This window comes from Limnobacter litoralis, from assembly GCF_030160455.1.
Classification (GTDB): Bacteria; Pseudomonadota; Gammaproteobacteria; order Burkholderiales; family Burkholderiaceae_B; genus Limnobacter; species Limnobacter litoralis.
In genome coordinates, this window is the sequence record NZ_BSOJ01000019.1 from 26,437 (window position 1) to 52,259 (window position 25,823).

The window sequence follows — 25,823 nt, forward strand, 5'->3', positions numbered from 1 at the left end:
GCGGTCATCAACGAACCGGAGTACGCATGAGCTTTAACCCGAAAGTGACGCAATGGACCGATAAAAAGGTGTGGCTGGTTGGTGCTTCAACCGGCATTGGTGAGGCCCTGGCCCGACAGCTGGACCAGCTTGGGGCAATCCAGATGTTGTCCGCACGCAGCGTAGACAAACTGGACAAACTGAGTGCCGAACTGAACAATGCCACCGCCCTGCCTGTGGACATCACCTCGGCAGAGGCAGTGAAAATGGCATTCCAGAAGGTGATGGACCGGCTGGGCGAAATTGATCTGGTGGTTCTGTTGGCTGGTACTTACAGCGAGATGTCGGTTGAAAAATTCAACATCCAAAGTGTCAAGCAACAGATCGACGTCAACCTGAATGGCACCATGCACCTGCTTGATGTGCTTTTACCCTGCCTGATCCAGCAAAGGAAAGGTCATCTGTCCATCGTCTCCAGTGTGGCCGGTTACCGAGGCCTGCCCAACTCGCTGGCGTATGGGCCCACCAAGGCAGCCCTGATCAATCTGGCTGAGGCGCTTCACATGGAAATGAAGCCCTACAACGTGGGCGTCAGCGTGGTTAACCCTGGTTTTGTAGACACACCCCTGACCAGCCAGAATACCTTTCCGATGCCGTTTTTGATCTCAGCGGAAAAGGCAGCACATGAAATGATTGTGGGCTATGAAAAGGGTGAATTTGAGATTCACTTCCCCAAAGCATTCACGCGCACCCTTCGCACCCTGCGTCTGCTGCCCTACAGCATTTACTTTGCCGCAGTAAAGCGTATTACAGGTGGACAAGCGCCTGCACAACTGAAGAACAACCATGAATAACCCAAATACCGCTCGAGATGCTGGCATTCGCTGTGAACAGTTGAAAGCTTACTTTGAAAGTCTGAGCCGTGAATCGGTCCTGAATTTGGGCGACTTTTACGCAAGCAATGTGTGGTTCAAAGACCCTTTTAATGAGGTCAATACACTGAACGAAGTGCGTGATATTTTTTTAAAAATGTTTGATCAGGTTGGCGAGCCTCGCTTTGTCATCGGCGACATGATCAACCAAGGCGACCAGTTGTTTATGACCTGGGACTTTCTCTTTTCAATCAAAGGGATCAACAAGGGCAAGACCATGACCTGCAGGGGGTCGTCACATCTGAAATTCGATGCAAATGACAAGGTGGTGTACCACAGGGACTACTGGGACACCTCCGAAGAGTTGTATGAAAAAATTCCACTTGTGGGTGGTTTTATGCGGTGGTTGAAAAGCCGGGCCGCCTGAGCAATGTGCACAGTTGTGCACCGTTTTACAAGATGTCACCAAATATTCATTCTGTTTGATGACATGTCTTGTTAAAATAACACGATCAAATTCAACACGAAGGTGGTGACTTATGTTGTACCCAGAACTTTTCCGATCGCTTGAATCCGTGCGTTGGTCCATGGACAAAGACATTCCTTGGGATCAGTTTGATGCCTCCAAACTGTCCGAGGAGCAGGCTCAAACCATCAAGATGAACGCCATTACAGAGTGGTCTGCCTTGCCAGCCACTGAAATGTTTTTGCGTGACAACAAGCACGACAGCGACTTTTCCGCATTCATGTCGATCTGGTTTTTTGAAGAACAGAAGCACTCACTGGTGTTGATGGAATACCTGCGTCGATTCAGGCCCGACCTCGTTCCTACTGAGGAAGAACTGCACGCTGTGCGCTTCGAATTCGATCCAGCGCCACCCCTTGAAACATTGATGCTGCACTTCTGCGGCGAAATCCGCTTGAACCATTGGTACCGCTGTGCCTCTGAATGGCACACAGAACCTGTCATCAAGCACATTTACAAAATCATTTCCCAGGATGAAGCCCGCCATGGCGGAGCCTACCTGCGCTACATGAAGAAAGCGCTGCAAGACGTGGGCGATTCCGCACGGGCTGCATTTTCAAAAATCGGCGTGTTGATGGCCTCTGCGCGTAGAACGCAAAAGCCGCTGCACCCCACCAATTTGCACGTCAACAAAGACCTGTACCCGAAAGACACGATTCAAAGCCGCCTGCCCGATCCTGATTGGCTTGAGCGTTGGCTGGACGGGCAGATCGACTTCAATGCCGACTGGGAAAAGAAAGTCATTGAACGCATTCTGCACAACATGGGTTTGCTGTTTGAGCGCACCTTTGCGACAGTTCAAGACCTGAACCGCTACCGCAAGGAAGTGATCAGCAACTTGACGGCAGAATCGGCCGAGCCCAACGCCGCCTGAAGGCCAAACACAATGGCCACACAAGGCAAAACGCCAAAATTTGAGGCGAAAATGTGCACGCCCGAGCAGCTCGCAGGGCGTGCAGCCGAACTGGAAGGCCCCGTGGTTTTTACCAACGGGGTCTTTGATTTGTTGCATCGTGGGCACGTCACTTACCTTGACCAAGCCGCCCAGGAAGGCAAAAGCCTAATTGTGGCCGTAAACGCCGACGCATCCGTCAAGCGACTGGGCAAAGGCGATGACAGACCCATTAACACCCAGCTTGACCGCATGGCGGTGCTGGCGGCTCTTGAATGTGTCAGCTTGGTCACCTGGTTTGATGAAGACACCCCGCTGAACGCCATACTGGCCGCACGCCCCGATGTGTTGGTCAAAGGCGGTGACTGGCCAGTGGAAAAAATGGTGGGCGCCCCTGAGGTTCAAAGCTGGGGTGGGCGAGCAGTGTCCATTCAATTTGAACATGAGCGATCTACCACAGCCACGTTGAACAAGATTCGCGGTGCGCAGTAGAGGGTGCTGAGTCGGCTGTTGCCTGGTCGGCTATTGCAGGTGGGCATGTCACTTGCGCTTGCTTATTGCTTAGTCGGCTATTGCAGGTGGGCATGTCACTTGCGCTTGGTTTGCCCCCAAAGACGCTGATCAGAACCCTGGCTTTGGAAGCCCGAGCGACAACTCGTGGCTTTGCAAGCCACTCAAACATGTCGCAGGTCGGGCATCTTCCAAAGCTGCGGATTCCGAGCAGCCGGGCAACCCCGAATCGCGCTGCGTGACACACCCACCTGCAACGCCTGACAGCGCGGAACATTGGCACAGGGATTCAAACCAATCTGCTGACCTGCTGACCTGCTGACCTGCTGACCTGCTGACCTGCTGACCTGCTGACCTGCTGACCTGCTGACCTGCTGACCTGCTGACCTGCTGACCAACTCAGCTTGACCCTTAGCTCATAGTTCTCCAACTTTGACCGAAGCCTCGGTCTGCCCCAAGCGCACTGCCCGGTCTGTCGCAGCCCGATTCAAGAATTGCCCCACTTGTGTTGACTCGCAGCCTTGGAACTTGCCCGACCTGCGACTTGTTTGAGCCCCGGCTTTATCGGGGCGAGTTGTCGCTCGGGCTTCCAAGGCCAGAGGCAATTCAAAGTGATATGGGCAATTCAAGGGCAAGACAGACCGGGCAGTGCGCTCTGGGCAAGACAGACTGGGCAGTGCGCTTGGGGCGGCAGACCCAGGTCAAGCAACTCAGGTTCCCGCTGACTCCGGCTCGTACTGCACATGCAGCGTCTGCGTTGGAAATGCGATCTCAGCGCCATGCTGATCAATGATTTCTGCAACCTTCAGCAACACGTCTTGTTTGACGTCCTGATATCGAATCCAGTTTGTGGTTTTGGTGAAGCAATAAATGAAAAAGTCGAGGCTGGACGCGCTGAACTGATTAAAATTGACCATCAACGTTTCTGCCTCGTCGATTTCAGGATGATCCACCAACATGGCTTTGACATCGGTCATGATGAGCCGAACTTTCGCAATGTCGCAATAACGAAGACCCACCGTTTCATTGATTCTGCGGTGGGTCATTCGGGACGGATTTTCCAGTGCAATGGTGGCAAATGTAGCGTTCGGAACATACAGCGGGCGTTTGTCGAAAGTGCGAATTCGCGTTAAACGCCAGCCGATGTGTTCCACCGTGCCTTCGATGTTTTTGTCGGGTGAGCGCACCCACTCGCCAACCAAAAAGGGCCGATCGAGATAGACCATCAATCCGCCAAAGAAATTGGCGAGCAGGTCTTTCGCTGCAAAACCCACGGCAATGCCACCAATTCCGCCAAACGCAAGCACACCTGAAATACTGAAACCCAGGGTTTGCAGGGCGACCAACAAGGAAGTAATGATGACTGAAGCGCGGAGCAGTTTGCCGATGGCCCCTGCGGTGGTGGCGTCCAGCGCTTCACGTGTACGACTGGGGTGTTGTAGAACCCTCTCCAACTGACGAACCAGCGTCACCAAAAACCAGGCAATCAACACCACAACGCCTACACTTCGAACAGGATGAATGAATTTGAAAATCGGCGATTCAGCGGCGTCTTGTGTGACGGTTGCGGCCCATGAAAACCCCAACAACCAGACCAGCAGACGGACAGGCCGACGAGCGCTGTCTACGAAAATATCGTCCCAGGGGTTGTCTGTTCTTTTGGCCAGTTTGTACATGCGATCCAAACCGATCTTGACCAACAGGCTGGCCAGCAGAGTCAGAAAGACAACGGCAAAGATTTGATAGATCCACGAGTCATAATGAAGCAGGCTTTCAGGGATACCCCAAGAGGCCAGCTTTTCGGGTAAACCGTCGAAATGCATGGGTTTGAATTCTCGATGAACACCCGCACAGTGTAACGGAAATAAAAAAACGCCCCTTTGTCAGGGGCGCTCTTTTCAAAACTGGGTACTACTTGTACGACTTGAATCAGCCGTGAATTACTTGGCTTCTTCTTTCTTCATTTCTTTTTTGGCAGCGTGCTTTTTGTGAGCCGCTTTTTTGTGCATTTTGTGTGACTTCTTCACTACTTTCTGGGCAGCAGGAGCGTCGGCCTTAGGAGCTTCGGCAGTTGCGTCAGCGGCGAAAGCAGAAACAGAAGCCAGCAGGGCGCCAGTGATAACAGCCATTTTGATCATTGAAGTTTTCATATTTTCCATCTCTTAAGAGTTTATGAAGGAAATGCAATAACGGAGCCTGATTACAAACGGTTGACGCTAAATTGACGATTTTTTCCAAAATTCACTCTTTGTAACAATCGGATCAGGTTCTGGCCAGCTTAACCCCATCCTTTCTAGGGTTCCTACCAATATTTCGGCAGTAATCAGGTTCCGAAAACCCTTGTGATCGGCCGGAATAATCCACCAGGGCGCATGCGGTGTGCAGGTTTTTTCGAGCACGGTTTCATAGGCATTGGCGTACAGGCTGTAATTTTCGCCGGCGTGCAGGTCGGCCTCGGTCAATTTCCAGCGCTTGTCGGGATTCTCCCAGCGTTCCAGCATGCGCTGGTGCTGTTCTTCACGAGAAATATTCAAAAAGATCTTCAGTATCGTGGTATCGGATTCGACCAGCATTTTCTCAAAGTCGTTGATTTGACGAATGTGCTGGTCAATCCACTCTTGAGCCACGCCATCCTGAATGATGGGCATGACCACCCCGTCGTAATGCGACCGGTTAAAAATAATCGACTGGCCTGCACCGGGCACCTGGGCATGCACGCGCCACAGAAAGTCATGGGCCTCTTCAATTTCAGAAGGCACCTTGAAAGACACCATGCGCAGCGACATGGGATGAATGCCTCGCATGATGGCGCGAGCCACCCCGTCTTTTCCGGCGGTGTCCATGCCCTGAAAAATCACGAGTAATTTGCGCTCGCCCTGGGCATACAGACAGGTCAGCAGGCGGTCCAGTCGCTCGGAGAGCTGGTCAATTCGTTCCTGCATGCTCTCTTTGCTGGGCATGTCGCCGTAGCGCGTCGGCCATTGTCGAAGACGAACCGCCTTGCCATTGACCATGCAGGCCTGCCCCAGAATTTCCCACTGGCTTTCTGGCACCAGGGCATCTGGCAGCACCTTCTCTGACCGCTTTGGCGCTCGCTTTTTATTGATTTTTGGATCGGGTTTGTTCACGTTGGCCTGCGCTGTTGTTGGGTTGCCTGAATCAATTCGTCTTTGTACTTTTCAAACGATTTCAAGCGAACGAGACCAAAGCCCTTGACCTTGTCGAACAGTTGCAGCGTATGGGTCAATTGAGGCAGCGTCGCCTTCAAATCGGACTGACCATTCTGCATGACTTCCAGCCAAGATTCAAACCAGCCCACCAAAAGCCGCTGATTCTTTGCCTCAGTGCTGTACCGGAAAGGGTCTAGCCAACCACCGCGAATACCCCTGCAAGCAGCAAGTAGACGCAAGGCAAGCATTCCACCGTGCTTGACACGCCTTTTTTTAGGTCGATCTTGATGACCACCCGCAAGCCATGAAGGCGCGAAATGAAACACCATGCGGGCGCCCTTGCCATATTTGGCCAATGTGTCATTGACAAAATCTGTCTCTGTATACAGTCGGGCCACCTCATACTCATCTTTGTGGGCCAAAAGCCTGTAATAGGTTTTGCACAGGTGAAGCCAATGTGGCTCCATGGCTTGGCGCACAAATGAAGGACGTAGCGCCTGCATGGTCTGTTTGAAGCGGTTCGCGTAGGCAGCATTCTGATAATGCTCAAGATCGTTACACATGCGTTGAAATGCGGCTTCAGTGGTTTCAACGGAATCCTGAGGGTCTTCAGGCAGAAGTTGTCGAATGCGTTCCGGATAGACGGCCAAACACCGTCCAAGACCAAAAGCCAGACTGTTTTTCTCGGTTTGAACGCCATTCAGCGCGATGGCCTGCATCAGGGACTCCAGATGCAAAGGCACCCAACCTTTTTGCCAGGCCAGACCCAACAACAGCGTGTTGGCAAACACCGTGTCTCCCAGCAACTCTCTTGCGAGGTCTTTTGCGCGAACCTCGACCATGCGTGCAGCGGGATCATTCAAGGCCTGGCGAAGGTCATCATGCAACACTTGCCGAGGGGCGTACCAGTCTGGGTTGTGAATGAAATCCGCGGTGGGAGACGCATCGGCATCGATGACCACTTGTGCATCGTCTTTCAGTAATTCAAGCGTGGCCGGGTGTGCCGCCACAAACAGGTCGCCCGCCAGTAACAAGTCCGCCTCACCCACTGGAATTTTTGCGCCGGCCAGCGTTTGGCCTGCGGGGGCAATTTGCAGATGTGAATAGACTGCGCCACCCTTCTGGGCAAGGCCCGCCATGTCCAGGCCATTGACCTCCAGCCCCTCAATGTGTGCCGCCATGCCAAGCAGGGCTCCGATGGTGACCACGCCGGTGCCACCCACGCCAACCACCAGGGAGGCATAGCGCCGATCAAGCTTGCCGGGTTGCAACGTAAATTCAGGCGTGGGCAGATCGACTAGCAAGCCAGCCAGATCGTGTTGCACGCGACTGACCGCCGGTTTCAGCAATTCAGCCCCCTCAACCGTCACCAGGCTGGGGCACAAACCTTCCAGGCAACTGTAATCTTTGTTGCAGGTGGATTGATTGATGGTTCGCTTGACACCCCACACGGTCTTGACGGGTTCAATCGACAAACAATTTGAATGCTCTGAACAGTCACCGCAACCCTCACACACACGCGGATTGATCATGACCCGCTTGGGCGGATCAGGGTACATCGGCCCTCCGGTTTGCGGATCAACCCTTTTTCGCCTGCGGCGTTTTTCTGACGCACAGGTCTGTTCATAAATCAGCACCGTGGTGCCCGCAATGTCACGCAACTGCCTTTGTACCGCATCCAGTTGGCTGCGATCATAAATGTTGACGTCGGGTGCGATTGGGTCGCTTTCATGCAAAAGGTTGTATTGACCAGGATTGTCAGTCACGATCACGACCCTGGATACGTTTTCGGCCTGCAGTTGGCGGGTCAGCTGTGGCACAGTCAAAGTGCCATCAATGTGCTGGCCACCCGTCATGGCGACTGCGTCGTTGTACAACAGCTTATAAGTAATATTCACACCCGCAGACACACTGGCGCGAATGGCCAGAATGCCGGAATGAAAGTAGGTGCCGTCGCCAAGATTGGCAAACACATGCTTGGTCTGGGTAAAAGGCGCCTGACCGATCCAGGGCACGCCCTCCCCGCCCATTTGCGTGAATGTCTCGGTGTTGCGATCCATCCAGACCACCATGTAGTGGCACCCAATGCCAGCCATGGCGCGACTGCCCTCGGGCACTTTGGTGGAGGTGTTGTGCGGGCAACCCGAGCAGAAGTAAGGCTTACGCTCAATGGGCGCGTGTGTGGGGTGACCCACCTCTTCACGATGGGCAATGGTGTGGAGTCTGCTACGAAAGCTATGGCGTATCTCGGGTGGCAAGTCAAAGTGCGACAGCCGGGCGGCAATGGCTCTTGCAATGCGGGCAGGGTCAAGCTCGTAATGGGCTGGAAGTAGCCATCGTCCCTGGGGAACCGACCATTCACCACCTTCCCGGCCGTCTTCGGCCGCCCTTTCGTCAAACTTGCCATACACACGTGGGCGAACGTCCTCCCGCCAGGCGTACAGTTCCTCCTTGATCTGGTATTCGATCATCTGGCGTTTTTCTTCCACCACCAGAATTTCCTGCAAACCCGTGGCAAATTCTCGAATTCCAGTGGCGTCAAGTGGCCAGACCATGCCCACTTTGAACAATCGAATACCCAATTCAGCGCAGGCCTGTTCGGTCAATCCCAGGTCATTTAAGGCCTGCAAAGTGTCGCAATAGGCCTTGCCACTGGCCACGATGCCAAAGCGGGGATTGGGCGAGTCGTACACGGTGCGGTTGATCTTGTTGGCACGCGCAAACGCCATGGCTGCGTAAAGCTTCATGTCGAGCAATCGGGCTTCCTGGGCCAGGGGGCTGTCGGGCCACCTTATGTTCAAACCGTCGGGCGGCATCTCGAAATCGGTGGGCAATGCGATGGTGTAGCGATCTGGATCCACCCAGACCGATGCAGAACTTTCCACAATGTCGGCGATTGCCTTGAAGCCGACCCAGACGCCTGCGTAACGGCTCATGGCATAACCCAGCACACCCAAATCAAAATATTCTTGCAGGGTGGCAGGAAACAAAACGGGGATCATGCACGCCTTGAGCACATGGTCTGACTGATGGGGCAAGGTCGAACTTTTCGCGGCATGGTCGTCGCCAGCCACCAGCAACACCCCGCCATGGCGCGATGTACCTGCGGCATTGGCGTGTTTCAGCACATCCACACTGCGGTCAACGCCAGGCCCTTTGCCGTACCACAGCCCAAACACGCCATCTACCTGGGCTCCCTGAAACAGATTGACCTGCTGTGACCCCCAGACGGCCGTGGCGCCAAGGTCCTCGTTCAAACCGGGCTGAAACTGGATGTTCGCCTGCCGCAAATGAGATTTGGCCGCCCAGAAAGCCTGATCGACACCGCCCAGAGGTGACCCTCGATAGCCCGACACAAAGCCGCCGGTGTTCAGACCTGCCTTTTTGTCGAGCTGGGCCTGCAACAGCGTCAGGCGCACTAGCGCCTGTGATCCATTGAGAAACACTCGACCTTTCGGCAAGGTGTATTTGTCATTGAGGGAAATGTGGGTGCCGGCCAGAGTGGCCAGCGGCTTAAGCTCAGCGTGTTCAGGTGCGTTCATAAACCAGCAACCTCCGCAAGATGGTGTACATCCGGTGAGTTGGGTTGGCTGACACTCGACCTTGTGGGCCAGTCAACCGTGTCTGACCAGTGTTGCACAGCCGAGGGGCGGGTTCAAGCCCCTAATCGGGGTCGTGGGTTTGTATGTCGCGCAAGTTGTTCAGCTGAAACATTTCTTCAGTGCTGGGGTAGCGCTTTTTCTGATGACGGGCAGGTAGTTTTTCGCCAGAAAAAAGCTCAACAGCCGTGCGGGCGACCTCTTTGGTGTCAAGCGCGGCATAGGCCGACACAATCGCTGCACCAGCCACAGGTAAAACCCGAGAGGCTGCGCGCTTGATGGTCCGCTTGAACAGCATTTGCCCCAACTGCCGAGAGACCCGAACCGTGAGATCACGACCACCGCCACGGGCAAATTGATCCACATAGTCCAGAAGACTGGGGGTCGGCTCGGGGTGCTCCAAAGGCATGGCCTTTTCATATTCCTGCTGGGCGGTATTCACCACATGGCGAAACAGGCAGGTGGTCATTTCCTCTTGTGTCACCTTGGAATGCCCATACGCGGCAGCAATGTCTACCACAAGCTGAGCCTGAATGCGCCAGACCATGGCCAGGTCCGGAAGAATGGTCATGAAACCAAGTGGCCCAACCGGCAACGAAAGCGTTCCGGACACTGCCGCAGCCTTGGCACTGGCCTTTCGCGTGAGATCCCGGCTACGCTCCAGTGGGCGTTTTGCGGCCTGCTTTTCACCAGCTTCGGGAATTCCGCCGGTGATCAAACTGATCACCGCCTCAACCGGCCCCGACAGGAAAGTAGGAAATTTGTAAACTTGCATGAAATAACATTGTAAATGCGTAAAAAATCGCTCAATCGACACTGTAAATAAATAGAGTCGCTGTAGTATCCTAGCCGATAAGGGCTAATCATTTTGGGTGCAGAACCCTAATTGAAGCTAGCCCCGATGGGCAAACCGATGAAAAGAAGGGATGTTTCGCCACCTGCTTATCACTTTGCCACTGGAGCATCCACCCTACTATGGGGGAAAGGTCTCAGATCTTTTTGATACATCTTGAGGAGTCAGTGCCATGAAAAAAGTTTCACAACTGCCGTTGGTTAAGAAAAACAAGCAAGAGGGCGCATCCCTGATCGAATATGCGGTAATCGCAGCTTTGATAGTCGGGATTGCCGTTTTAGTTTTCCCAACATTGCAAACAGGACTTTCAACGGCATTCAGTAACATTTCAGCCCAACTGTCTAAATAAATAGTGTTTTGGGTTAGCCAAATTCGTTTTTGTTTGCTCGTAACTGCAAGAAAATTTACCTAATCTAAATCTTGCAGAGACGAGAACAGCTCTTCAATTGGGGTAACCCAAACCCAATAATTTTTTATTCAAGCCCTACTTTAATTTAAAGAAAATAGCACAGGAGACACCATGAAAAAGCCAACACACTCACTTAAAAAAAACAGGAAAATCAGCCAAACTGGCGCTTCACTGATTGAATATGCAGTGATTGCAGCGTTGATCGTTGGCATAGCGGTGCTGGTTTTTCCAACTCTGCAAACTGGTCTGTCAACCGCATTCACAAAAATAAGTGCGCAGCTATCCAAGTAACAGTCCAGGACTCAAAGCGATGTATCCGATTCGCAACTTGACGTTTTCGCGCAAACTTCTATTTCGAAATTTGCGGCGGCAGAGCGGGGCAAACCTCATAGAGTTTGCCTTTGTTCTGCCTGTGGTGCTGTTGGTTGTCTTCGGTGTCGTTGGTTTCAGTATCGTTTTTGTAGTTCAGCACTCCCTAAGTTCTGCGGTTTCTCAAGGTGCGCGTGTAGTCGCTGTTGCTGGATCAACTGGAGATGCCGAATCAGCTGCGCGGCAAATTTTGCAAAGCTCGTTACCCTCGGCGTTGTATCCAAGTGGTTTTACATTCCAAGGACCGACCATCACCAGCGCCAGCAGTTGTAGTGCCTCGCTCGCTTCGGGCAGCAATCCGACGCTCGCATGCATGAAATTTCAGGGATTTTTTACGCCAGCCAATAATCCATTTTTGGCCAGTTTCCCGCTGATCAATAAACTATTACCCACACAACTGACTGCCAGTACAGTGGTGCTATACCAAACGAGCAGTTCCTTGTAAGCCAAATAATTTGATTGACTGGGAGACAACAGAGAGATGTCAGGAAAAACAAAAATAATCGCTCTGATACTGTTGGCTGTGGGCCTTGTGTTCATGGCCATGGCCTTTTTATCGGGCCAAAAAGTTCAGAAAAGCAGCCAGGCTGTAAAGACAGAGGTTGAGCGCAAACCGGTGGTCGTCAGCAGCGTTGCCATCAAATTTGGCGAACCCATCAAGGCCGATCAGGTCCGAATTGACAAATTCGCGATCGCACCAGAAGGCACCTTCAAGTCGGTGGAGGAAGTACTTGGCAAAAAAGCCCTGTTCAACATCCCGGCCGGCTCACCCATCACCAAATCATTCTTTGAAGCCGGCGCTGTGGCGCAAGAAGTGCGTGAAGGTTATCGCGCTTTTGCAGTCAAGCTGGATGACAACAATGTCACCACCGACAAAATCAAGGCTGGCGACTTTGTCGATGTATTCTCCATGTTCAAGAGCAACAACACCGAGGTAAAACAGACTGTTTCCCGCATGGTGTTGCCGAAACTGCGCGTGTTGGCTGTGGGCGATCAATTGGTGAATACACCCGACGCAGCGCAAGACACCAACAACCCTAACGACCCCAACAACCGTAACAAGCCACAAAAGCGGGCCATCACAGTGGAAGTGCCAGTGGCTGAAGTCAACACCATTGCCGTTGCGCAAAACGAAGGCTCCCTATACCTCGTGATCAGAAACCCGGATGACTTGGCGATGCCCGACACCAGCAAGTACCCTGCTCCCACCACTGTTCTGCAACCCGTCAAACAAAAGGTGGCGACAGTCAAAGGCATCAAGATGGAGCCCATTCCGGACAGTGAGTTGACCGACGAGGATCGTGCCTACGCAGGCACTTCGCTGGGTGATGTGGTATTGCCCGGCAGTCAGAAAAAAGAAGAGAAAAAACAGACGGTGAGGGCCGCTGCCAGCTCATCCACCGTGGAAGTGATTCGTGGCGGAGAAGTGTCGCGTGAGAGGGCAAAATAAATGAAATTGGCGTTTAAAAACAAAAGCCTTGTCAGCGCCTTGGCGCTGGGTTTGTTGTTGAGTGCACCAGCTGCCTGGGCACCCCAAGCCATGGCCCAGAACTCCAGCAATGCCGCCAGCAAACCCTTCGTACTGAGCATCAGCACAGGCTTTCAGCGAATTGTAACCTTACCCGCCGTTCCGGCGAGGGTGGCCATTGGCGACCCCAGCATTGCCAGCGTGTCTGTACTCAAGCCCACTGGCAAGGGCAATGCAGGTGCAGGTGTATTGGTAACCGGCCTGAAAACCGGCTCTACCTCGCTGTTGATCTGGGACAAAGGATCCTCCATGGCCCGCGTGATCACTGTGTCGGTGACGGGCAAAGGCGCTCAAACCATTTCGGACATCAAAGACCTGAACCTTTCAACGGACAATCAGGTTTTAAAGCTTTCAGGTTCTACGCCCGATGTGGCAGCCTATGAGCAAGCGCGTGAAAGCCTGAGCAAATCATCCGGAAAAGAAGGGGAAGGTTCAGACCTGATCGACACAGCCACCTTGCAAGTGCCAGGTGCCGTGCAGGTGGATGTCAAGGTTGTTGAATACAGCAAGACCGAGATGCAAAAGCTGGGTATCAATCTGTTCAGAAATGGCGGTGCGTTCGATGGAACGAACATCATTCAGAACGCCTTCACGATTACCGCCACCAGCACACGCAACGATCTAAACCTGGTCTTAAACATTCTTCAGACCGATGGCTACGCCCGAATTTTGGCTGAGCCCTCTCTGGTTGCACAATCGGGTCAGGAAGCCTCGTTTCTGGCCGGTGGTGAGGTGCCGATTCCAGTACCAGCTGGCAATGGCACAGTGGGCATTCAGTACAAAAAATTCGGTATTGGCCTGACATTCAAACCCACCATTTTGTCGAACAAGACCATCGCACTGAATGTGGCGCCCGAGGTGAGTGATCTCGACTTTACCCGTGGCACGTCCATTCAAGGCATCGTGGTACCCGCTATTTTGACCCGAAGGGCCAGCACGACCGTGGAACTGGGCGAGAACCAGACTTTCGTCATTGGCGGATTGGTCAGCCGAAACATTGTGGCCAACGCCAGCAAAGTGCCCTGGTTGTCCGAAATTCCTGTATTAGGCGCTTTCTTCAAGAACAACAACTACAACCGAGAGGACAAAGAATTGCTGATCATGGTGACACCACATTTCGTGAAGCCACGTGACAGCAAAGCCCCGAAACTTCCCCTGCCTGGCGAAAACATTGGTGCCCACCCGCGGAGCGTGTGGGGTCAACTGTTTTTACCCAGTAAAAACGAGCCAGTGCCTGGCTTCAGTAACTAAGGGGGCCCGGGCTTATGCAAAGCATCGCTCGAATTCTGGTGATTTCTGGGTCAGACCCACACTGGCTGTGGCTGTCTGACGCGGTGGGTGAACGGTACATGCTGGTGCGAGAAACCGGCACATTCTCTGAAATCGCCCAACGCGTAGGTCTGGTTTCGCCAACCTTGGCGGTGGTTGATTTTTCTCCGCAGGCCGGTGTAGACCCCGCCCTGATTGTCCGCGAATTGTCTGAGATTTCACCTGATTTGCCTGTGATTGCCATGGGTACGAAATCCGAAACCGATGCTGTCGTTCGCGCCTTGCGCTCTGGTGTGCGTGACTTTCTGGACACCAGCACCTCCCCAGGGGAAGTGCTCAAGATTGTTAGCGAGGTGCTGGACAAAGCCCCAGCCCCCACTGACGATGGCAAAGGCCATGTCATTGTGGTGCTGGGCGCCCGCCAAGGCGTGGGAGCCACCACACTGGCGGTCAACATTGCCTCCCGCTTGTCCAAAGGCAGCAAAGAGGAAACCCTGTTGCTGGATTTCGGCCTTCCTCTGGGTGATGGATTGATCCACCTGCCCTGCGACGAAAAACAGGGTGCCATGAATTTTGTAGAGTGCGTGCGCAATGTGAGGCGTTTTGACGCCACGCTGGCAAAAACTGCGTTTCGCCGGCATTCGGAAACTGGCATGGCATTGTTGTCACTGCCGCGCAACCTGACTGAGCTGCGCGACGTACCCGCCACCGATGCACTGAAGTTTTTGAATCTGATCAAGTCGTTCTTTGAAAACATCGTGATCGACCTGTGCGGCTTCAGCAATCTGGAGTTTGTGGCCAACCTGCTGCGCAGCGCGGACAAAATTTTGCTGGTTACCCCGCAATCTGTGCCGGGCATTGTGACTGGCGCAGAATTGATCAAAAGCCTCAATGACAAGGGCATTGCTGCCAGCGCATTTGATTTGGTGATATCCCCCCATCACAAGGAAACAGCGCTTACACCCGAGGCGATTGCGCAAAAGCTGTCCATTGAACGGGTCTACACCCTGCCCGACAGAAACCAGGCTTTGGTCAACGCTGTGAATGAAGGCCGAGTGTTGTCGACACTGGACCCCAAAGACCCGTACTCCAAAGCGGTTGAGAAGCTGCTGTCCAGCATTCATCAGCAACGCAAGGAAAAATTGGGCGCAGAGCAGGGTGGCAGTCTGACAACGACCTTGAAGAAGTGGTTTGTACGATGAATGAAATTGAATTTGGTCAGGAGCCGGAACCCGTCAAGCCGGAAACGACAGCGGCACCGCGTCACACCGAGATTGAGTTCGCGCCCCAAGAGCCTGCCGATCTGAACAATGAGGTCCTGACCGATGTCAAGGAGATGGCGCATGAGCACATTCTCCGGATTATTGAAAAAAAGGGTGCGTCCTTTGCAAAAATGGACAACCTGGCCCTGGAGAAATTCATTCAGGGTGAAGTTCAAAGCCTGATTTACACCAAGCAAATTCCGCTGAACGATTCCGAAGTGGCTTACGTGGCCGATTCCCTGTACAAGGAAATCGCCGGATTTGGACCACTGGAAGATTTGCTGTCAGACCCCGCCGTTGAAGACATCATGATCAACGGATACAAAGACGTGTACGTCTCAAAATCGGGGCGGATGGAGCGGGTGTCTACGCGCTTTCTCGACAACAACCACCTTTTGCGGATTGTGCGCCGAATTCTTGCGCCGCTGGGGCGCAGACTGGACGAATCCAGCCCGATGGTGGATGCCCGCCTGCCCGATGGCAGCCGGATCAACGTGATTATCTCTCCACTGGCCCGCGACGGCGTGGTGGTGTCCATTCGAAAATTCCGGCGAGTGCCACTGCGCGCTGAAGACCTGATGGGATTGGGCACCTTTGACACCCGCGTGTATGAGTTGATGCGCGAAGCGGTGCGCAAACGCTGTAACCTGGTGGTCAGTGGTGCCACGTCCACGGGCAAGACGTCCATGCTGAACGTGATTGCTGAATTTATTCCAGCTGGGGAGCGACTCATCACCATTGAGGACACCGCCGAACTGCAACTGAATCACCACCACGTGGTTCGGCTTGAAAGCAGACCCGGGGGCCATGAGGGTGCGGGCAGTATTACCATTCGCGACCTCGTGAAAAACAGTTTGCGTATGCGCCCAGACCGCGTGATCGTGGGTGAGGTGCGCGGTGCCGAGGTTTTGGACATGCTACAGGCCATGAGCACCGGCCACGACGGTTCCATGGGCACCATTCACGCCTCGACACCTCGCGATTGTCTTCATCGATTGGAAATGCTGTCGGGATTTGCGGGCTTTACCGGCAACGAAGCCAGCTTGCGTCGACAAATTGCATCCGCCCTCGACCTGATTATCCAGATTGTTCGGCTGCCCTCAGGCAAGCGGCGCATCTACAGCATCACTGAAGTGGCTGGCATCGTAGACGACAACATATTGCTGCAGGACCTGTACCGCTATGAAAGCAGGGTTGGACCGGACGGGCAGGAGCTGGACAACTGGGTGCCTGTTGTGCCCTACCCCAAAAACCCCAAAATCTCGCACATTCGTTTGACATGAACTTTGGTCTGATCTCTATTGCCCTGATTTTCATTTCGCTGGCCATATTGCTGCTGGGCAAAGGCACTGCGGATGAAAGCAGGCGCAGATCCGAAGTGCGACTTGACACAGCCTTGACCAATTCACTGGACCCACTTCGGGTTCAGAAAGACCCGCTGAAACGGAAATTCATGCCGCAGTGGATGACGGACAATTTGATTTCGGCTGGTCTTCCAATCAACCGTGAATTGGGGCTGAAATTATCAGCAGCAATACTACTTCCAGCTGTGGGTGCATTGGCATACAAAGGCGCTGTCAGTGCACTGGGGGCCATTGTGCTGGCTTTGATGGCGGTGGTTTTATATGTCTTTTACAAACAGCGCAAACGCAGGCAATTGATGCTCAGCCAACTTCCCAACTTTCTGGACGGTGTGGTGCGGGTCAGCGCAGTGGGCTATAGCTTAACCGTCTCTTTCAACACAGCGCTTGAAAACGCCGAGCAGCCCCTGCGCGATGCTTTGGGACTGGCGGTTCAAATGCAGTATGCAGGCCTAGAGTTGGATGAAGCCATGTATCGCCTGGCCAAGGTGTTCGGCCTGACCGAATTTAAATTGATTGCCTCTGTGGTGGCACTGGCTTTGAATTACGGTGGCAAAAGCGACATCTTGCTGGGTCGTCTGGCGCAGTATTTGCGCGACCGGGAACAACACCATCAGGAATTGCTGGCCATGAGCTCGGAAGCCAGAATGTCAGCCGTTTTCATGTGTTTGCTGACCCCTGCTTTGGCGGGGTTCATCATCATGATTAACCCTGACTACCTGAGCACAATGTGGTATGACCACACTGGGCGAATTCTGTTGTTCGTTGCAGCCGGTCTGCAGGTGGCCGGCGCAGCACTGATCTACAAAATGGTACGAAGCATTTAAGGAGCAGCCCACGTGTTAAGCCATGACAATCTTATTTTGCTGGGCAGCCTGTTGATTGGCTTTGGGTTGGTTGCCGTTGCCTTAAGTCTCATGAACCAAGGCAGCAAACGCGACAAAGCCTTGCAGCGCATTGAGCAGTACCTCACCGACCGTCGACGCGTGCAAATGGTGCCTGGCGTCAAGCCCGAAATCGCAAGCGGCTCATTGACGGGCCGTTTGGACACACTCAGTGCCAAATTCAGCCAAAGCAAGGCTTTCAAACACTTTGTAGACCCCGAAGACCGTAAATTACTGGGTAAGGCCGGATTTGGCACCGAAGAGGACCTAGGGCGGTTTGTTTTGGCGCGAATCATTTTGGGCGTGTCGGGGTTAATCCTGGGCTACCTTCTCAACCTGAAAGCGGGCTACAGCAGCACAGCCGTCATTCAGGTAGTTGCCATTGCGGGCCTGGGCTTCATGGCGCCCAAATGGATTTTAAAAATGATCGCAGAAGGTCGGGAGACCGCTTTTGAGCGAGAGCTCGTCGCCATCGTGGACGTGATGCGTCTGCTGCAGGGCGTGGGTTTGAGTGTCGACCAATCCATCGAAATCATGGCCACCCAATTGCGTGACTTGGTGCCGATTACTGCCCGCATGTTGCGCAGGGCCCAGCCCCAGGTGAAGTCCGGGGTGCCCTGGAATGTCATTCTGAAAAAAATGTGCGAAACCTACACCAGTGAAGAATTCCGTTCATTTGTCACAGTGCTGGGGCAAATTGAAAAGTTTGGTGGCGCAGTGCAGGAACCCTTGCGACAATTTTCAGAACGACTGGTGGAGAAAGAAAGGGCCAATGCAAAAGAGTTCATGGGCAAATTGACCGTCAAGCTGACTGGTATCATGGTGGTTACCATGTTGCCAGCCCTCCTGATCATGACCGGTGGGCCGGGCATTATTTCGATCATGCGCGCGTTCGCGCGAGTTGGAGGATAAATTGAAAGGTTCTGCCATCGTTGTCGCCACTTTGACGCTTGGGCTTGCCGCGTGTGCTACGCAGCCGCAAGGCCAGAACACAGGCGCACAAAATCAGCCAGCCCAGCAAAATCCGGCGGCAACAGCGCAAATGCAGCAAAACCAGCAAGCCCTGATTGATGCCCAGCGCGCTGAGGACCAGCAAGAAGAAAACGCCCGATTGAAGCAGGCCAAAGGGGAGCAAGAAAAAGCGATTCACCTGGGTCTGGTCAAAAAGATGATTGACCAAAACAATGGCTACGCTGCACTGGCCCATCTGGATTCCTATGACAAAAAATGGGGTGCCGACCTTAAAAGCCGCTTGTTGCGCGCCGACGCACTGCGAAAAACAGGCCAGTACGATCAGGCAGAGCAGGTCTATCAGTCCCTGCTGGGCAGTGGTGATGATCAGGGTCAAGTGTGGTATGGCCTGGGCAAAATCTCGATTGAGAAAGGCAAACTGAATGCCGCTGAAGTCCGGCTCGAAAAGGCCGTTCAGATCGACCCATTGAAAATTGACGCGTACACCGACCTTGGGTTGGTTTACCTGCTGGATGGCAAAAAAGACCTGTCTTACAACGCCCTGATGAAAGCCAGCGAGTTGTCCAACCAAGACCCCAAGATATTGGCCAACCTGGCCTTGTGGGGCCTCGTATTCAACGACCTGGACATGTCGATGGACATTGCCAACCGGCTACAATGGTCTGACAACACCCGCAACAAGGTCATGGCGCAAGCCAACACCATCAAAAGACGACTGAAGGTTCAAGGAGACCCGCAATGAAACTGACATGGACTTTGACACTGGGCCTGTTGTTAGCGGCGTCCAGCAACCTCGCTTTGGCTGACGAACAGACCCAGAGCGACACATCCGGCAAAGTGAATGAAACGATTGTCGGGCAACCAGACGCTCAAACAGGATTGGCGACTCGCCACTACCTTCAAGAGCAGGCGCAAGGCATTCACCGGGCAGACACAGAGCCCTACCGCGCTGAATTTGCGGGCAAAGCCTACAAAGCCTACGCAGACTCGATTGGACAGAGCAGCAACGGAAAAAGCGCTCAGTCCCAGGTGTCTGGCATTTCCAGCAATTAAGACCGGCGAAACCCGTGCTCAAGCTTTTTCTCAGGCTGTTGTCGATTTTGACGGGTAGAACCATTCTGCCCCCCGAGAAAACCGAAGCACTGGAGCAAAGCCTGCAACGCAGTCGAGAGCAGAACAAGGCACTGGATCAACGCCTTGTTGATTTGCGGCAACAGCAGCAGCAAATGCTCAGCGACCTGCGCACGCGCCATCAGCAAGAGTCCGACAAATGGCGAAATGAGGTCAGTTCCAATCAAACTGAAATGGCCCGCCTGCGTGAACAGATTGCACAACTTGCCCAAAGCACAGACCAGGAAACCTTGCGGCAACTGACTGAAAACCAGCAACTGATCGAACAGCTGAACTGGCTCTCGGGTACGATCGCACACGACTTCCGCGCCCCCTTGAGGGCCATCGACGCTTATTCCTTCTTTCTGGACGACGAGTTGGGAGACTCGGCACCCGCCGAGGCCAAATCGTCGCTGGGTGAAATCCGTCGGAACGGAAAACGCTTGGGGGTCCTGATCGACGGTTTGATTGACTTCCTTCGACTCAGCACCTGTCCGCTGAATCGAGTCAATTTCGACCTGGGGGATGCTGTACGCGAGCTGCTGAATATGGGGTTTCGCGGTGCACCCATCCACATCGACAAAGACCTTCACTTTCCGATGAAATTCGACCCTGAATTGGCTGTGCGAATGATGAAAGAACTCCTCGACAATGCTGTCAAGTTCTCAGCAGGCGTGGAAGATCCGAAAATAACCGTGCGAAAGGTCAGCGACTCTGAGCTCGAAATCACTGACAACGGAGTTGGGTTCTCCTCCGAGCACAGCGACAAACTCTTCCGTCTATTCCACCGCATGCACGGCAACGACGAATTCGCGGGCGAAGGCATCGGGCTTTGCATCGCACAGCGAATTGCAGGCCGCCACGGCCTTACACTCGGATTGCATCGAGTTGGCAATTTAACTGTTGCAAGTTTAAGCGTTACACAACCCTAGCCATCAAATCCAGCAAAGTCGGAAGATCGCCAAGATCACGTCGTGGTATTGCGTTTCGCACACCAAAGCCATTTTGGGCAGTGTCAATGATTTCTGCGGCCACTCCACTCTTGTTCAGGTTGCGGAACACCAGCACCACAGGCGTAATTGCCGTTTGTCCCCGAATGAGGCTGCATCCGATTTGATTGCCCGCAAGCTGAACCAGGCTACCTGCGGGGTAAATACCCAACTCCTCCAGCAAAATGGCTGTGAAATTGCTATAAAGCGCGTCACCCTGATCAAACAGATCCTTCACTGCCTGCTCTGCCGTAAAGTTCTTGCGATATTCACGCTGGGCCATCCGAGCATTAAAGGAATCACACACACTCAGCAGGACAGAGCCCGAATGCTGGTTTTTGATCTGCCGTGGGTAACCTGTTCCATCGGGCAATTCATGATGGGAACGGACCACGTCCATCCAGACTGGATCTTGTACACCCAGCAACTGCAATTTGTCAGCGCTTTGTTCCGGGTGTTTACGAATCAATTCCTTCTGATCACGGCTTAAGGGCTCTACCTGGGTTCTTAGCCGAGCCTGAAGACTCAACATACTGATGTTCATGGTCAAAGCCGCGCTCACAATCGAGTCCACCTCCTCCTCGCAGAACATTTGACTCTGCATGGCCACTCGAGCGGCAGTCAGCGCCACCAAAAGATGGTGCATGACCGGGTAGTCATCACCCGTGTGCCAGGCAAGGTAGGCGTAAGCCAGATCAAAATTTGAGATTGCAATGTGTTTGAACCGCTTAACCAACTGAACAATCACAGACACAAAAACCTCAGGATCTTCATCGCTCATCGCTTTTGAAAGCACTTGATAGCAACAATGGAGATCCTCAAAAAGATCGCAGGCAGAAAGGTACAGAAGCGTGGTCTGGCTAAGCTCACACTCAAGCGCGAAATAACCCTCGGTGGCCACTCGATTCACATTCGATGCCCGTCTACCCGAATGCAGATAAAGCTGTTCAGGCCGGATGGACTGTGACTTCAGGAGATGATTTACCACCATTGAATTGGACAAATTGATCAGCATGCACGCGCTCCTTGATTACCTCAATTTACGACCAGAGACTGAAGTTGCCATATCCCTTTGTTGCGCTAGTCAATGTGGAGCAATCTGCAAACTGAGTGAAAAAATGCCCTGTATTCAACCCCTTCAATTGAGGGTGACAATGAGAACCTGTAGGCTCACGAAGGGGAATACACCATGCAAACCTTAGAGCTGAAAGCAGCGCCTGCACCAGAAGGGTTTTATCCTGAAACACTGAACATTCACAATGAACAGGCCAACATGGCCATGAACGTCAACCTTGACGACGCGCTGGCCGCCGTGTTGCAGACTGTTCAAAAAAGCGAATCAGGGCCTGCCATTCGAGGCTTGGGCAAATTGCTGGCGTACATGGAAATGCTTGAGAAGGCGGCAGGCATCGGTGGCAATGGTGGCCACAAGGAAATTGTGCTGTGCGCGCCGCTTACATTAACCCTGTAATCGGGCGTCTAACTGTTCTCAACGTGAAACTCGCCAAGACAAGCTGCACAACAAAGCCCACTGCACTCCACGCGGGCAACTGAAGACCCAGAAAAGGCGGATAAGGATCCGTACACATGCCGTCTACTTCAAACAGGGCCGGAAACCATTGAACCCAAGGCAAGGCGTTCAATCGGGTTTGCATGGGGTCAACACCGCAAGACTGACCCGGATGCGCGAGAATCCAGACGTGGTACAGCGCAAAACCAGCACCGGCAAGCGCTGCAAGCGCAGCAACGAAACCACCCAAACGCCGGCCAGTGCTATTGTCTGCATCATTCGAAAAAAACTGGACTGCAAAGGCCAGGGCCGTCAAAAGATACAAATAACGCTGAATGATGCACAGGGCGCAGGGATACCAGTCTTCCACCTGTTGCAACCAGAGCGCGCCAGACAGCGCGCCCAGGCTGAGCAACATTCCGAGTAAAGCCAAGCGTCGCGTGGGCCTTAAAGCCATGGTCTAGGAATCCAGTTGTTGATGAACCCAATCGCGGGTCTCTGTGAAAACGTCTTTCATTCTTGCGAAATAGCCGCGGGATAGCTCACCAAACTCGGTGTGCTCCATGCACAGAAAGGCATATCGAAGTTTTTGGAAGCCCAAGGTGCCGCCGGCGCCCGCACTGCGGTGCGACAGGGATTTGAATGACTTTTCATCGGTGTCGAAGGGATCCACCGATTCGTCAAACCAGCTCTCGGTGGTTTCATCAAAATATTCATCGGCAAACTCACGAAGCATGTCCGGCCCCAATTCGGTCAGCAATCGATTCCATTGATCCATGTCGATCAAAGGTTTTGATGCGAGTTCAGATTCAGAATAAACGGGCATGTTCATGGTTAATTTTAAGCCTTGCCAAAAAGGTCAGCACCGCGCGGGCTATACTGACCAAGAAGTTAACATATTTTATTCAGCGCAATGACCAACACACTTGATCAGCTAAAAAAGGTTACGCAAGTCGTGGCCGACACCGGCGACTTTCAAAGCATCGCCGCCTTTAAACCTCAAGATGCCACCACCAACCCCTCTTTGATTTTAAAGGCCGTGCAGAAGCCTGCCTATTACCCATTAATGCAGGAGACCCGTGAAAATTTCGGGCATGTTTCACTGGATGAGCAGGTGGATCGCTTGCTGGTCCGGTTTGGCTGTGAAATTCTGAAAACCATCCCTGGCAGGGTGTCTACGGAAGTGGATGCCCGCCTGTCGTTTGACACACAGGCAACAGTGGATCGGGCCAAGCGCATCATTGCGCTATACAAGGCCGAAGGGATCGACACTGAAAAGCATGTTCTGATCAAGATTGCGTCAACCTGGGAAGGCATTCAAGCCGCCCAAACCCTCGAACAGCAAGGCATTCACTGCAACCTGACGCTGCTCTTTTCTGCCATTCAAGCGCACGCCTGTGCCAAGGCCAGTGTTACGTTGATTTCGCCGTTTGTAGGGCGAATTTACGACTGGTACAAGAAGAATGCAGGCCCGCAATGGGACGAGCAAGCCAATGCAGGCGCGAACGACCCCGGCGTGCAATCCGTCAAGCGCATTTACGCCTATTACAAGCAGCACGGAATCCGCACAGAAGTGATGGGTGCGAGCTTTAGAAACGCCGGACAAATCAAGGCATTGGCCGGCTGTGACCTGTTGACCATCAGCCCCGAATTGCTGACTGAACTGAGCCAGGACGAAAGCCATTTGCAAGCAGCACTGACCACGGAGTGGGCAAACCAGCAGAATGTTGAAGCATTTCCTGACGGAGAGGCCGAATTCCGCTTCATGCTGAATGAAGATGCGATGGCCACTGAGAAGTTGGCAGAAGGCATTCGGGCTTTTGTGAAAGACTCGGAAAAGCTGGATGCGTTGCTGAAAGCAGTTTGATCAGCCATTCAGCATCAAATTACCCCGTCAGCCCGAAACTGGTCAATTTCTCGCTGCCCATAGCCCAAATTGCCAAGCACCTCAGCCGTGTGTTCACCGAGCTTCGGCCCAAGCCAACGGGTTCGGCCCGGTGTTTCTGACAATTTGGGTACCACACCGGGCACCTTCAAGCGGCCCTCTTCTCCGAAGGGGTGTTCTTCAAGCATTTGCCGGGCTTGAAATTGCGGATCTTGAACGATGTCGGCAATGCTGTAGATCTTGCTGGCCGGCACCTCGGCCTGCTCGAGCACGGCCAAGGCGGAATCCACGGTCTGACTGGCGCACCACTGGGCAATGGTTTGATCAATCAATGCAGTGTGCCTGACCCGACCATCGTTGCTGGCCATGTCAGGGTTGTTGGCCATGTCGGAATGACCGATTGCTGTCATCAGCCGCTTGAAAATGGCGTCACCATTGCCGCCAATCACGAGGTAAGCGCCATCTCGACAAGTGTATGTGTTGGACGGCACTATGCCCGGCAAGCTGGCACCCGAACGTTCCCGCACAACACCCGCAAAATCATATTCGGGCAACAGGCTTTCCATCATGTTGAACACCGACTCGTACAGGGCAACATCCACCACTTGGCCCCTGCCGGTTTTCTGGCGGTTCAACAATGCCATCAGGGCGCCAATCACCGCGTGCAGACCAGCCAGCGAGTCACCAATTGAAATGCCGACCCTCACCGGGGGCTTTCCGGGCTCGCCGCTCAGGTAACGCATGCCGCCAATCGACTCGGCAATGGCTCCAAACCCAGGACGGTCTTTGTAAGGGCCGCTTTGCCCGTAGCCAGACAACCTGACCACCACCAAACCGGGATTGATTCGTTGCAACTCCTCAGGACCGATGCCCCACTTTTCCAGTTGGCCAGGCCGAAAGTTTTCGACCAGCACATCGACACTGGCCAGCAATTGTTTGAGAATGTCCAGGCCTTGCGGGCTTTTCAGATTCAGGGTCATTGATTTTTTATTGCGAGCCTGCACTGCCCACCACAAAGAATTGCCCTCGTGCAGCACGCGCCACTTGCGGATGGGGTCGCCACTGCCTGGTGCCTCCACTTTGATGACCTCAGCACCAAACTCACCCAAAATACGACTGGCAAAAGGTCCGGCAATCAGAGTGCCCAGTTCCAGCACCTTGAAACCGCTCAAAGGGCCAGCGCTGGATGACGGATCGTTCAAATCAGGATTCATCGGTTCCCCGCAGCAATCTGCGATCCATCAGGGCACGCGCCACAGTGATGGGGTCGGTGTATTCAAGTTCAGCGCCCAAAGGCACACCCCGGGCCAAACGGCTGACTTTCAGGTTGAGCCGGCGGATTCGGTCGGTCAGAAACACCGCCGTGGCCTCGCCCTCGTTGGTGAAATTGGTGGCCAGAATAACCTCTTGAACCTCGGGCTCGTCCAGACGCTGGCTCAAGCGCGGCCAATCCAGAGATTCCGGATGAACGCCATCCAGTGGCGAGGCCTTGCCCATCAACACGTAATACAAACCGGTGTAGGTCTGGGTTTGCTCGATCGCGGCCAGGTCTGCGGGCGTTTCCACCACGCAAACCAGGCTTGTGTTTCGACGCGGTTGGGCGCAAATGCTGCAGGTGTCCTGGTGGCAGAAATTGTTGCAGAGGCGGCAGTGGCGTATTTCATTGACCGCGCGCAGAAGGGCCTGGCCCAGTTCACTGGCGCTTTGGCGATCATGTTGCAGCAGATGAAAGGCCAGTCTTTGTGCCGACTTGGGGCCTACGCCTGGCAGTCGCTTGAAGGCGGCCACCAGATCCACCAAAGGATCAAGCCCGTCAAAGGCACTCAAGGCATCGTCTTTGGGCAAAGCCATGGCTTGTCAGTCAGTTGTGATGA

28 protein-coding genes are annotated in these 25,823 nt (G+C 53.5%); 18 read left to right on the forward strand and 10 right to left on the reverse strand.

What is annotated here, in order from left to right:
* The first annotated feature begins 26 nt into the window (after positions 1 to 26).
* The 4 genes from QQJ87_RS09960 (at position 27) to QQJ87_RS09975 (ending at position 2,761) form a co-directional block, all read left to right on the forward strand.
* Positions 27 to 833, forward strand: a complete 807-nt coding sequence (locus QQJ87_RS09960; protein ID WP_284281546.1) for an SDR family NAD(P)-dependent oxidoreductase — start codon at positions 27 to 29, stop codon at positions 831 to 833.
* Positions 826 to 1,278: a nuclear transport factor 2 family protein gene (locus QQJ87_RS09965; protein ID WP_284281547.1), complete on the forward strand. Its 453-nt coding sequence runs from the start codon at positions 826 to 828 to the stop codon at positions 1,276 to 1,278. Before QQJ87_RS09960 ends, QQJ87_RS09965 begins: the two co-directional genes overlap by 8 nt.
* Positions 1,279 to 1,390: 112 nt before the next feature.
* Entirely contained in the window at positions 1,391 to 2,251 is an 861-nt protein-coding gene (locus QQJ87_RS09970) for a ferritin family protein (RefSeq protein ID WP_284281548.1), read from the forward strand.
* A 12-nt stretch (positions 2,252 to 2,263) separates the two neighbouring features.
* A complete protein-coding gene (locus QQJ87_RS09975; protein WP_284281550.1) occupies positions 2,264 to 2,761 on the forward strand; it encodes an adenylyltransferase/cytidyltransferase family protein in 498 nt (165 codons plus the stop codon).
* Between the two features lie 728 nt (positions 2,762 to 3,489).
* Here QQJ87_RS09975 and QQJ87_RS09980 read toward each other — a convergent pair.
* The 5 genes from QQJ87_RS09980 to QQJ87_RS10000 all read right to left on the reverse strand — a co-directional run bounded on the left by QQJ87_RS09980 (position 3,490) and on the right by QQJ87_RS10000 (position 10,323).
* A complete protein-coding gene (locus QQJ87_RS09980; protein ID WP_284281551.1) occupies positions 3,490 to 4,602 on the reverse strand; it encodes a mechanosensitive ion channel family protein in 1,113 nt (370 codons plus the stop codon).
* Between the two features lie 117 nt (positions 4,603 to 4,719).
* Positions 4,720 to 4,929, reverse strand: a complete 210-nt coding sequence (locus tag QQJ87_RS09985; RefSeq protein ID WP_284281552.1) for a hypothetical protein — start codon at positions 4,927 to 4,929, stop codon at positions 4,720 to 4,722.
* A 66-nt stretch (positions 4,930 to 4,995) separates the two neighbouring features.
* A complete protein-coding gene (locus QQJ87_RS09990) occupies positions 4,996 to 5,907 on the reverse strand; it encodes a PPK2 family polyphosphate kinase (RefSeq protein WP_284281553.1) in 912 nt (303 codons plus the stop codon).
* Positions 5,904 to 9,491 carry an indolepyruvate ferredoxin oxidoreductase family protein gene (locus QQJ87_RS09995; RefSeq protein ID WP_284281554.1) on the reverse strand — a complete coding sequence of 1,196 codons (3,588 nt, stop codon included), beginning with the start codon at positions 9,489 to 9,491 and terminating at the stop codon, positions 5,904 to 5,906. The genes QQJ87_RS09990 and QQJ87_RS09995 overlap by 4 nt, the downstream gene beginning before the upstream one ends.
* Before the next feature lie 121 nt (positions 9,492 to 9,612).
* Complete coding sequence (locus tag QQJ87_RS10000; protein ID WP_284281555.1) at positions 9,613 to 10,323, reverse strand: EcsC family protein; 711 nt, start codon at positions 10,321 to 10,323, stop codon at positions 9,613 to 9,615.
* Positions 10,324 to 10,573: 250 nt separating this feature from the next.
* On the opposite strand from QQJ87_RS10000, the gene QQJ87_RS10005 reads away from it, so the two are divergent.
* The 12 genes from QQJ87_RS10005 to QQJ87_RS10060 all read left to right on the forward strand — a co-directional run bounded on the left by QQJ87_RS10005 (position 10,574) and on the right by QQJ87_RS10060 (position 20,497).
* The gene (locus QQJ87_RS10005) at positions 10,574 to 10,750 is read left to right on the forward strand and encodes a Flp family type IVb pilin (RefSeq protein WP_284281556.1); all 177 of its coding nucleotides are present in this window, start codon (positions 10,574 to 10,576) and stop codon (positions 10,748 to 10,750) included.
* Between the two features lie 171 nt (positions 10,751 to 10,921).
* Positions 10,922 to 11,101, forward strand: a complete 180-nt coding sequence (locus QQJ87_RS10010) for a Flp family type IVb pilin (RefSeq protein ID WP_284281557.1) — start codon at positions 10,922 to 10,924, stop codon at positions 11,099 to 11,101.
* A 19-nt stretch (positions 11,102 to 11,120) separates the two neighbouring features.
* Positions 11,121 to 11,624, forward strand: a complete 504-nt coding sequence (locus tag QQJ87_RS10015) for a TadE/TadG family type IV pilus assembly protein (RefSeq protein WP_284281558.1) — start codon at positions 11,121 to 11,123, stop codon at positions 11,622 to 11,624.
* Positions 11,625 to 11,660: 36 nt separating this feature from the next.
* Positions 11,661 to 12,629, forward strand: coding sequence for a Flp pilus assembly protein CpaB (cpaB, locus tag QQJ87_RS10020; protein WP_284281559.1), 969 nt, complete (start codon positions 11,661 to 11,663; stop codon positions 12,627 to 12,629).
* On the forward strand, positions 12,630 to 13,958 hold the full coding sequence (locus QQJ87_RS10025; RefSeq protein ID WP_284281560.1) for a type II and III secretion system protein family protein: 1,329 nt from the start codon (positions 12,630 to 12,632) through the stop codon (positions 13,956 to 13,958).
* 14 nt (positions 13,959 to 13,972) lie between these two features.
* Complete coding sequence (locus QQJ87_RS10030; protein ID WP_284281561.1) at positions 13,973 to 15,178, forward strand: CpaE/TadZ family protein; 1,206 nt, start codon at positions 13,973 to 13,975, stop codon at positions 15,176 to 15,178.
* Positions 15,175 to 16,521, forward strand: a complete 1,347-nt coding sequence (locus QQJ87_RS10035; protein ID WP_284281562.1) for a TadA family conjugal transfer-associated ATPase — start codon at positions 15,175 to 15,177, stop codon at positions 16,519 to 16,521. The genes QQJ87_RS10030 and QQJ87_RS10035 overlap by 4 nt, the downstream gene beginning before the upstream one ends.
* Entirely contained in the window at positions 16,518 to 17,426 is a 909-nt protein-coding gene (locus tag QQJ87_RS10040) for a type II secretion system F family protein (RefSeq protein WP_284281563.1), read from the forward strand. Before QQJ87_RS10035 ends, QQJ87_RS10040 begins: the two co-directional genes overlap by 4 nt.
* 12 nt (positions 17,427 to 17,438) lie before the next feature.
* Positions 17,439 to 18,395, forward strand: a complete 957-nt coding sequence (locus tag QQJ87_RS10045; RefSeq protein ID WP_284281564.1) for a type II secretion system F family protein — start codon at positions 17,439 to 17,441, stop codon at positions 18,393 to 18,395.
* A 1-nt stretch (position 18,396) separates the two neighbouring features.
* Entirely contained in the window at positions 18,397 to 19,197 is an 801-nt protein-coding gene (locus QQJ87_RS10050) for a tetratricopeptide repeat protein (protein WP_284281565.1), read from the forward strand.
* Positions 19,194 to 19,508: a hypothetical protein gene (locus QQJ87_RS10055; protein ID WP_284281566.1), complete on the forward strand. Its 315-nt coding sequence runs from the start codon at positions 19,194 to 19,196 to the stop codon at positions 19,506 to 19,508. Before QQJ87_RS10050 ends, QQJ87_RS10055 begins: the two co-directional genes overlap by 4 nt.
* Before the next feature lie 14 nt (positions 19,509 to 19,522).
* Entirely contained in the window at positions 19,523 to 20,497 is a 975-nt protein-coding gene (locus QQJ87_RS10060) for a sensor histidine kinase (RefSeq protein WP_284281567.1), read from the forward strand.
* Here the strand turns inward: QQJ87_RS10060 and QQJ87_RS10065 are convergent.
* Positions 20,484 to 21,569: an HD-GYP domain-containing protein gene (locus tag QQJ87_RS10065; protein WP_284281568.1), complete on the reverse strand. Its 1,086-nt coding sequence runs from the start codon at positions 21,567 to 21,569 to the stop codon at positions 20,484 to 20,486. The genes QQJ87_RS10060 and QQJ87_RS10065 overlap by 14 nt on opposite strands.
* A 174-nt stretch (positions 21,570 to 21,743) precedes the next feature.
* Between QQJ87_RS10065 and QQJ87_RS10070 the strand changes: the two genes are divergently transcribed.
* Positions 21,744 to 22,025, forward strand: a complete 282-nt coding sequence (locus tag QQJ87_RS10070) for a hypothetical protein (RefSeq protein WP_284281569.1) — start codon at positions 21,744 to 21,746, stop codon at positions 22,023 to 22,025.
* Here QQJ87_RS10070 and QQJ87_RS10075 read toward each other — a convergent pair.
* On the reverse strand, positions 22,009 to 22,521 hold the full coding sequence (locus tag QQJ87_RS10075; protein WP_284281571.1) for a disulfide bond formation protein B: 513 nt from the start codon (positions 22,519 to 22,521) through the stop codon (positions 22,009 to 22,011). The two genes, QQJ87_RS10070 and QQJ87_RS10075, sit on opposite strands and share 17 nt — an antisense overlap.
* Before the next feature lie 3 nt (positions 22,522 to 22,524).
* Complete coding sequence (locus QQJ87_RS10080; RefSeq protein WP_284281572.1) at positions 22,525 to 22,896, reverse strand: hypothetical protein; 372 nt, start codon at positions 22,894 to 22,896, stop codon at positions 22,525 to 22,527.
* An 81-nt stretch (positions 22,897 to 22,977) separates the two neighbouring features.
* On the opposite strand from QQJ87_RS10080, the gene tal reads away from it, so the two are divergent.
* Entirely contained in the window at positions 22,978 to 23,931 is a 954-nt protein-coding gene (gene tal, locus QQJ87_RS10085) for a transaldolase (RefSeq protein ID WP_284281573.1), read from the forward strand.
* A 14-nt stretch (positions 23,932 to 23,945) separates the two neighbouring features.
* Here the strand turns inward: tal and QQJ87_RS10090 are convergent, their stop codons facing one another.
* Together QQJ87_RS10090 and recR are read right to left on the reverse strand one after the other, a co-directional pair.
* Complete coding sequence (locus tag QQJ87_RS10090) at positions 23,946 to 25,163, reverse strand: CaiB/BaiF CoA transferase family protein (RefSeq protein WP_284281574.1); 1,218 nt, start codon at positions 25,161 to 25,163, stop codon at positions 23,946 to 23,948.
* Entirely contained in the window at positions 25,153 to 25,800 is a 648-nt protein-coding gene (gene recR, locus QQJ87_RS10095) for a recombination mediator RecR (protein ID WP_284281575.1), read from the reverse strand. Before recR ends, QQJ87_RS10090 begins: the two co-directional genes overlap by 11 nt.
* Between the last annotated feature and the right edge of the window lie 23 nt (positions 25,801 to 25,823).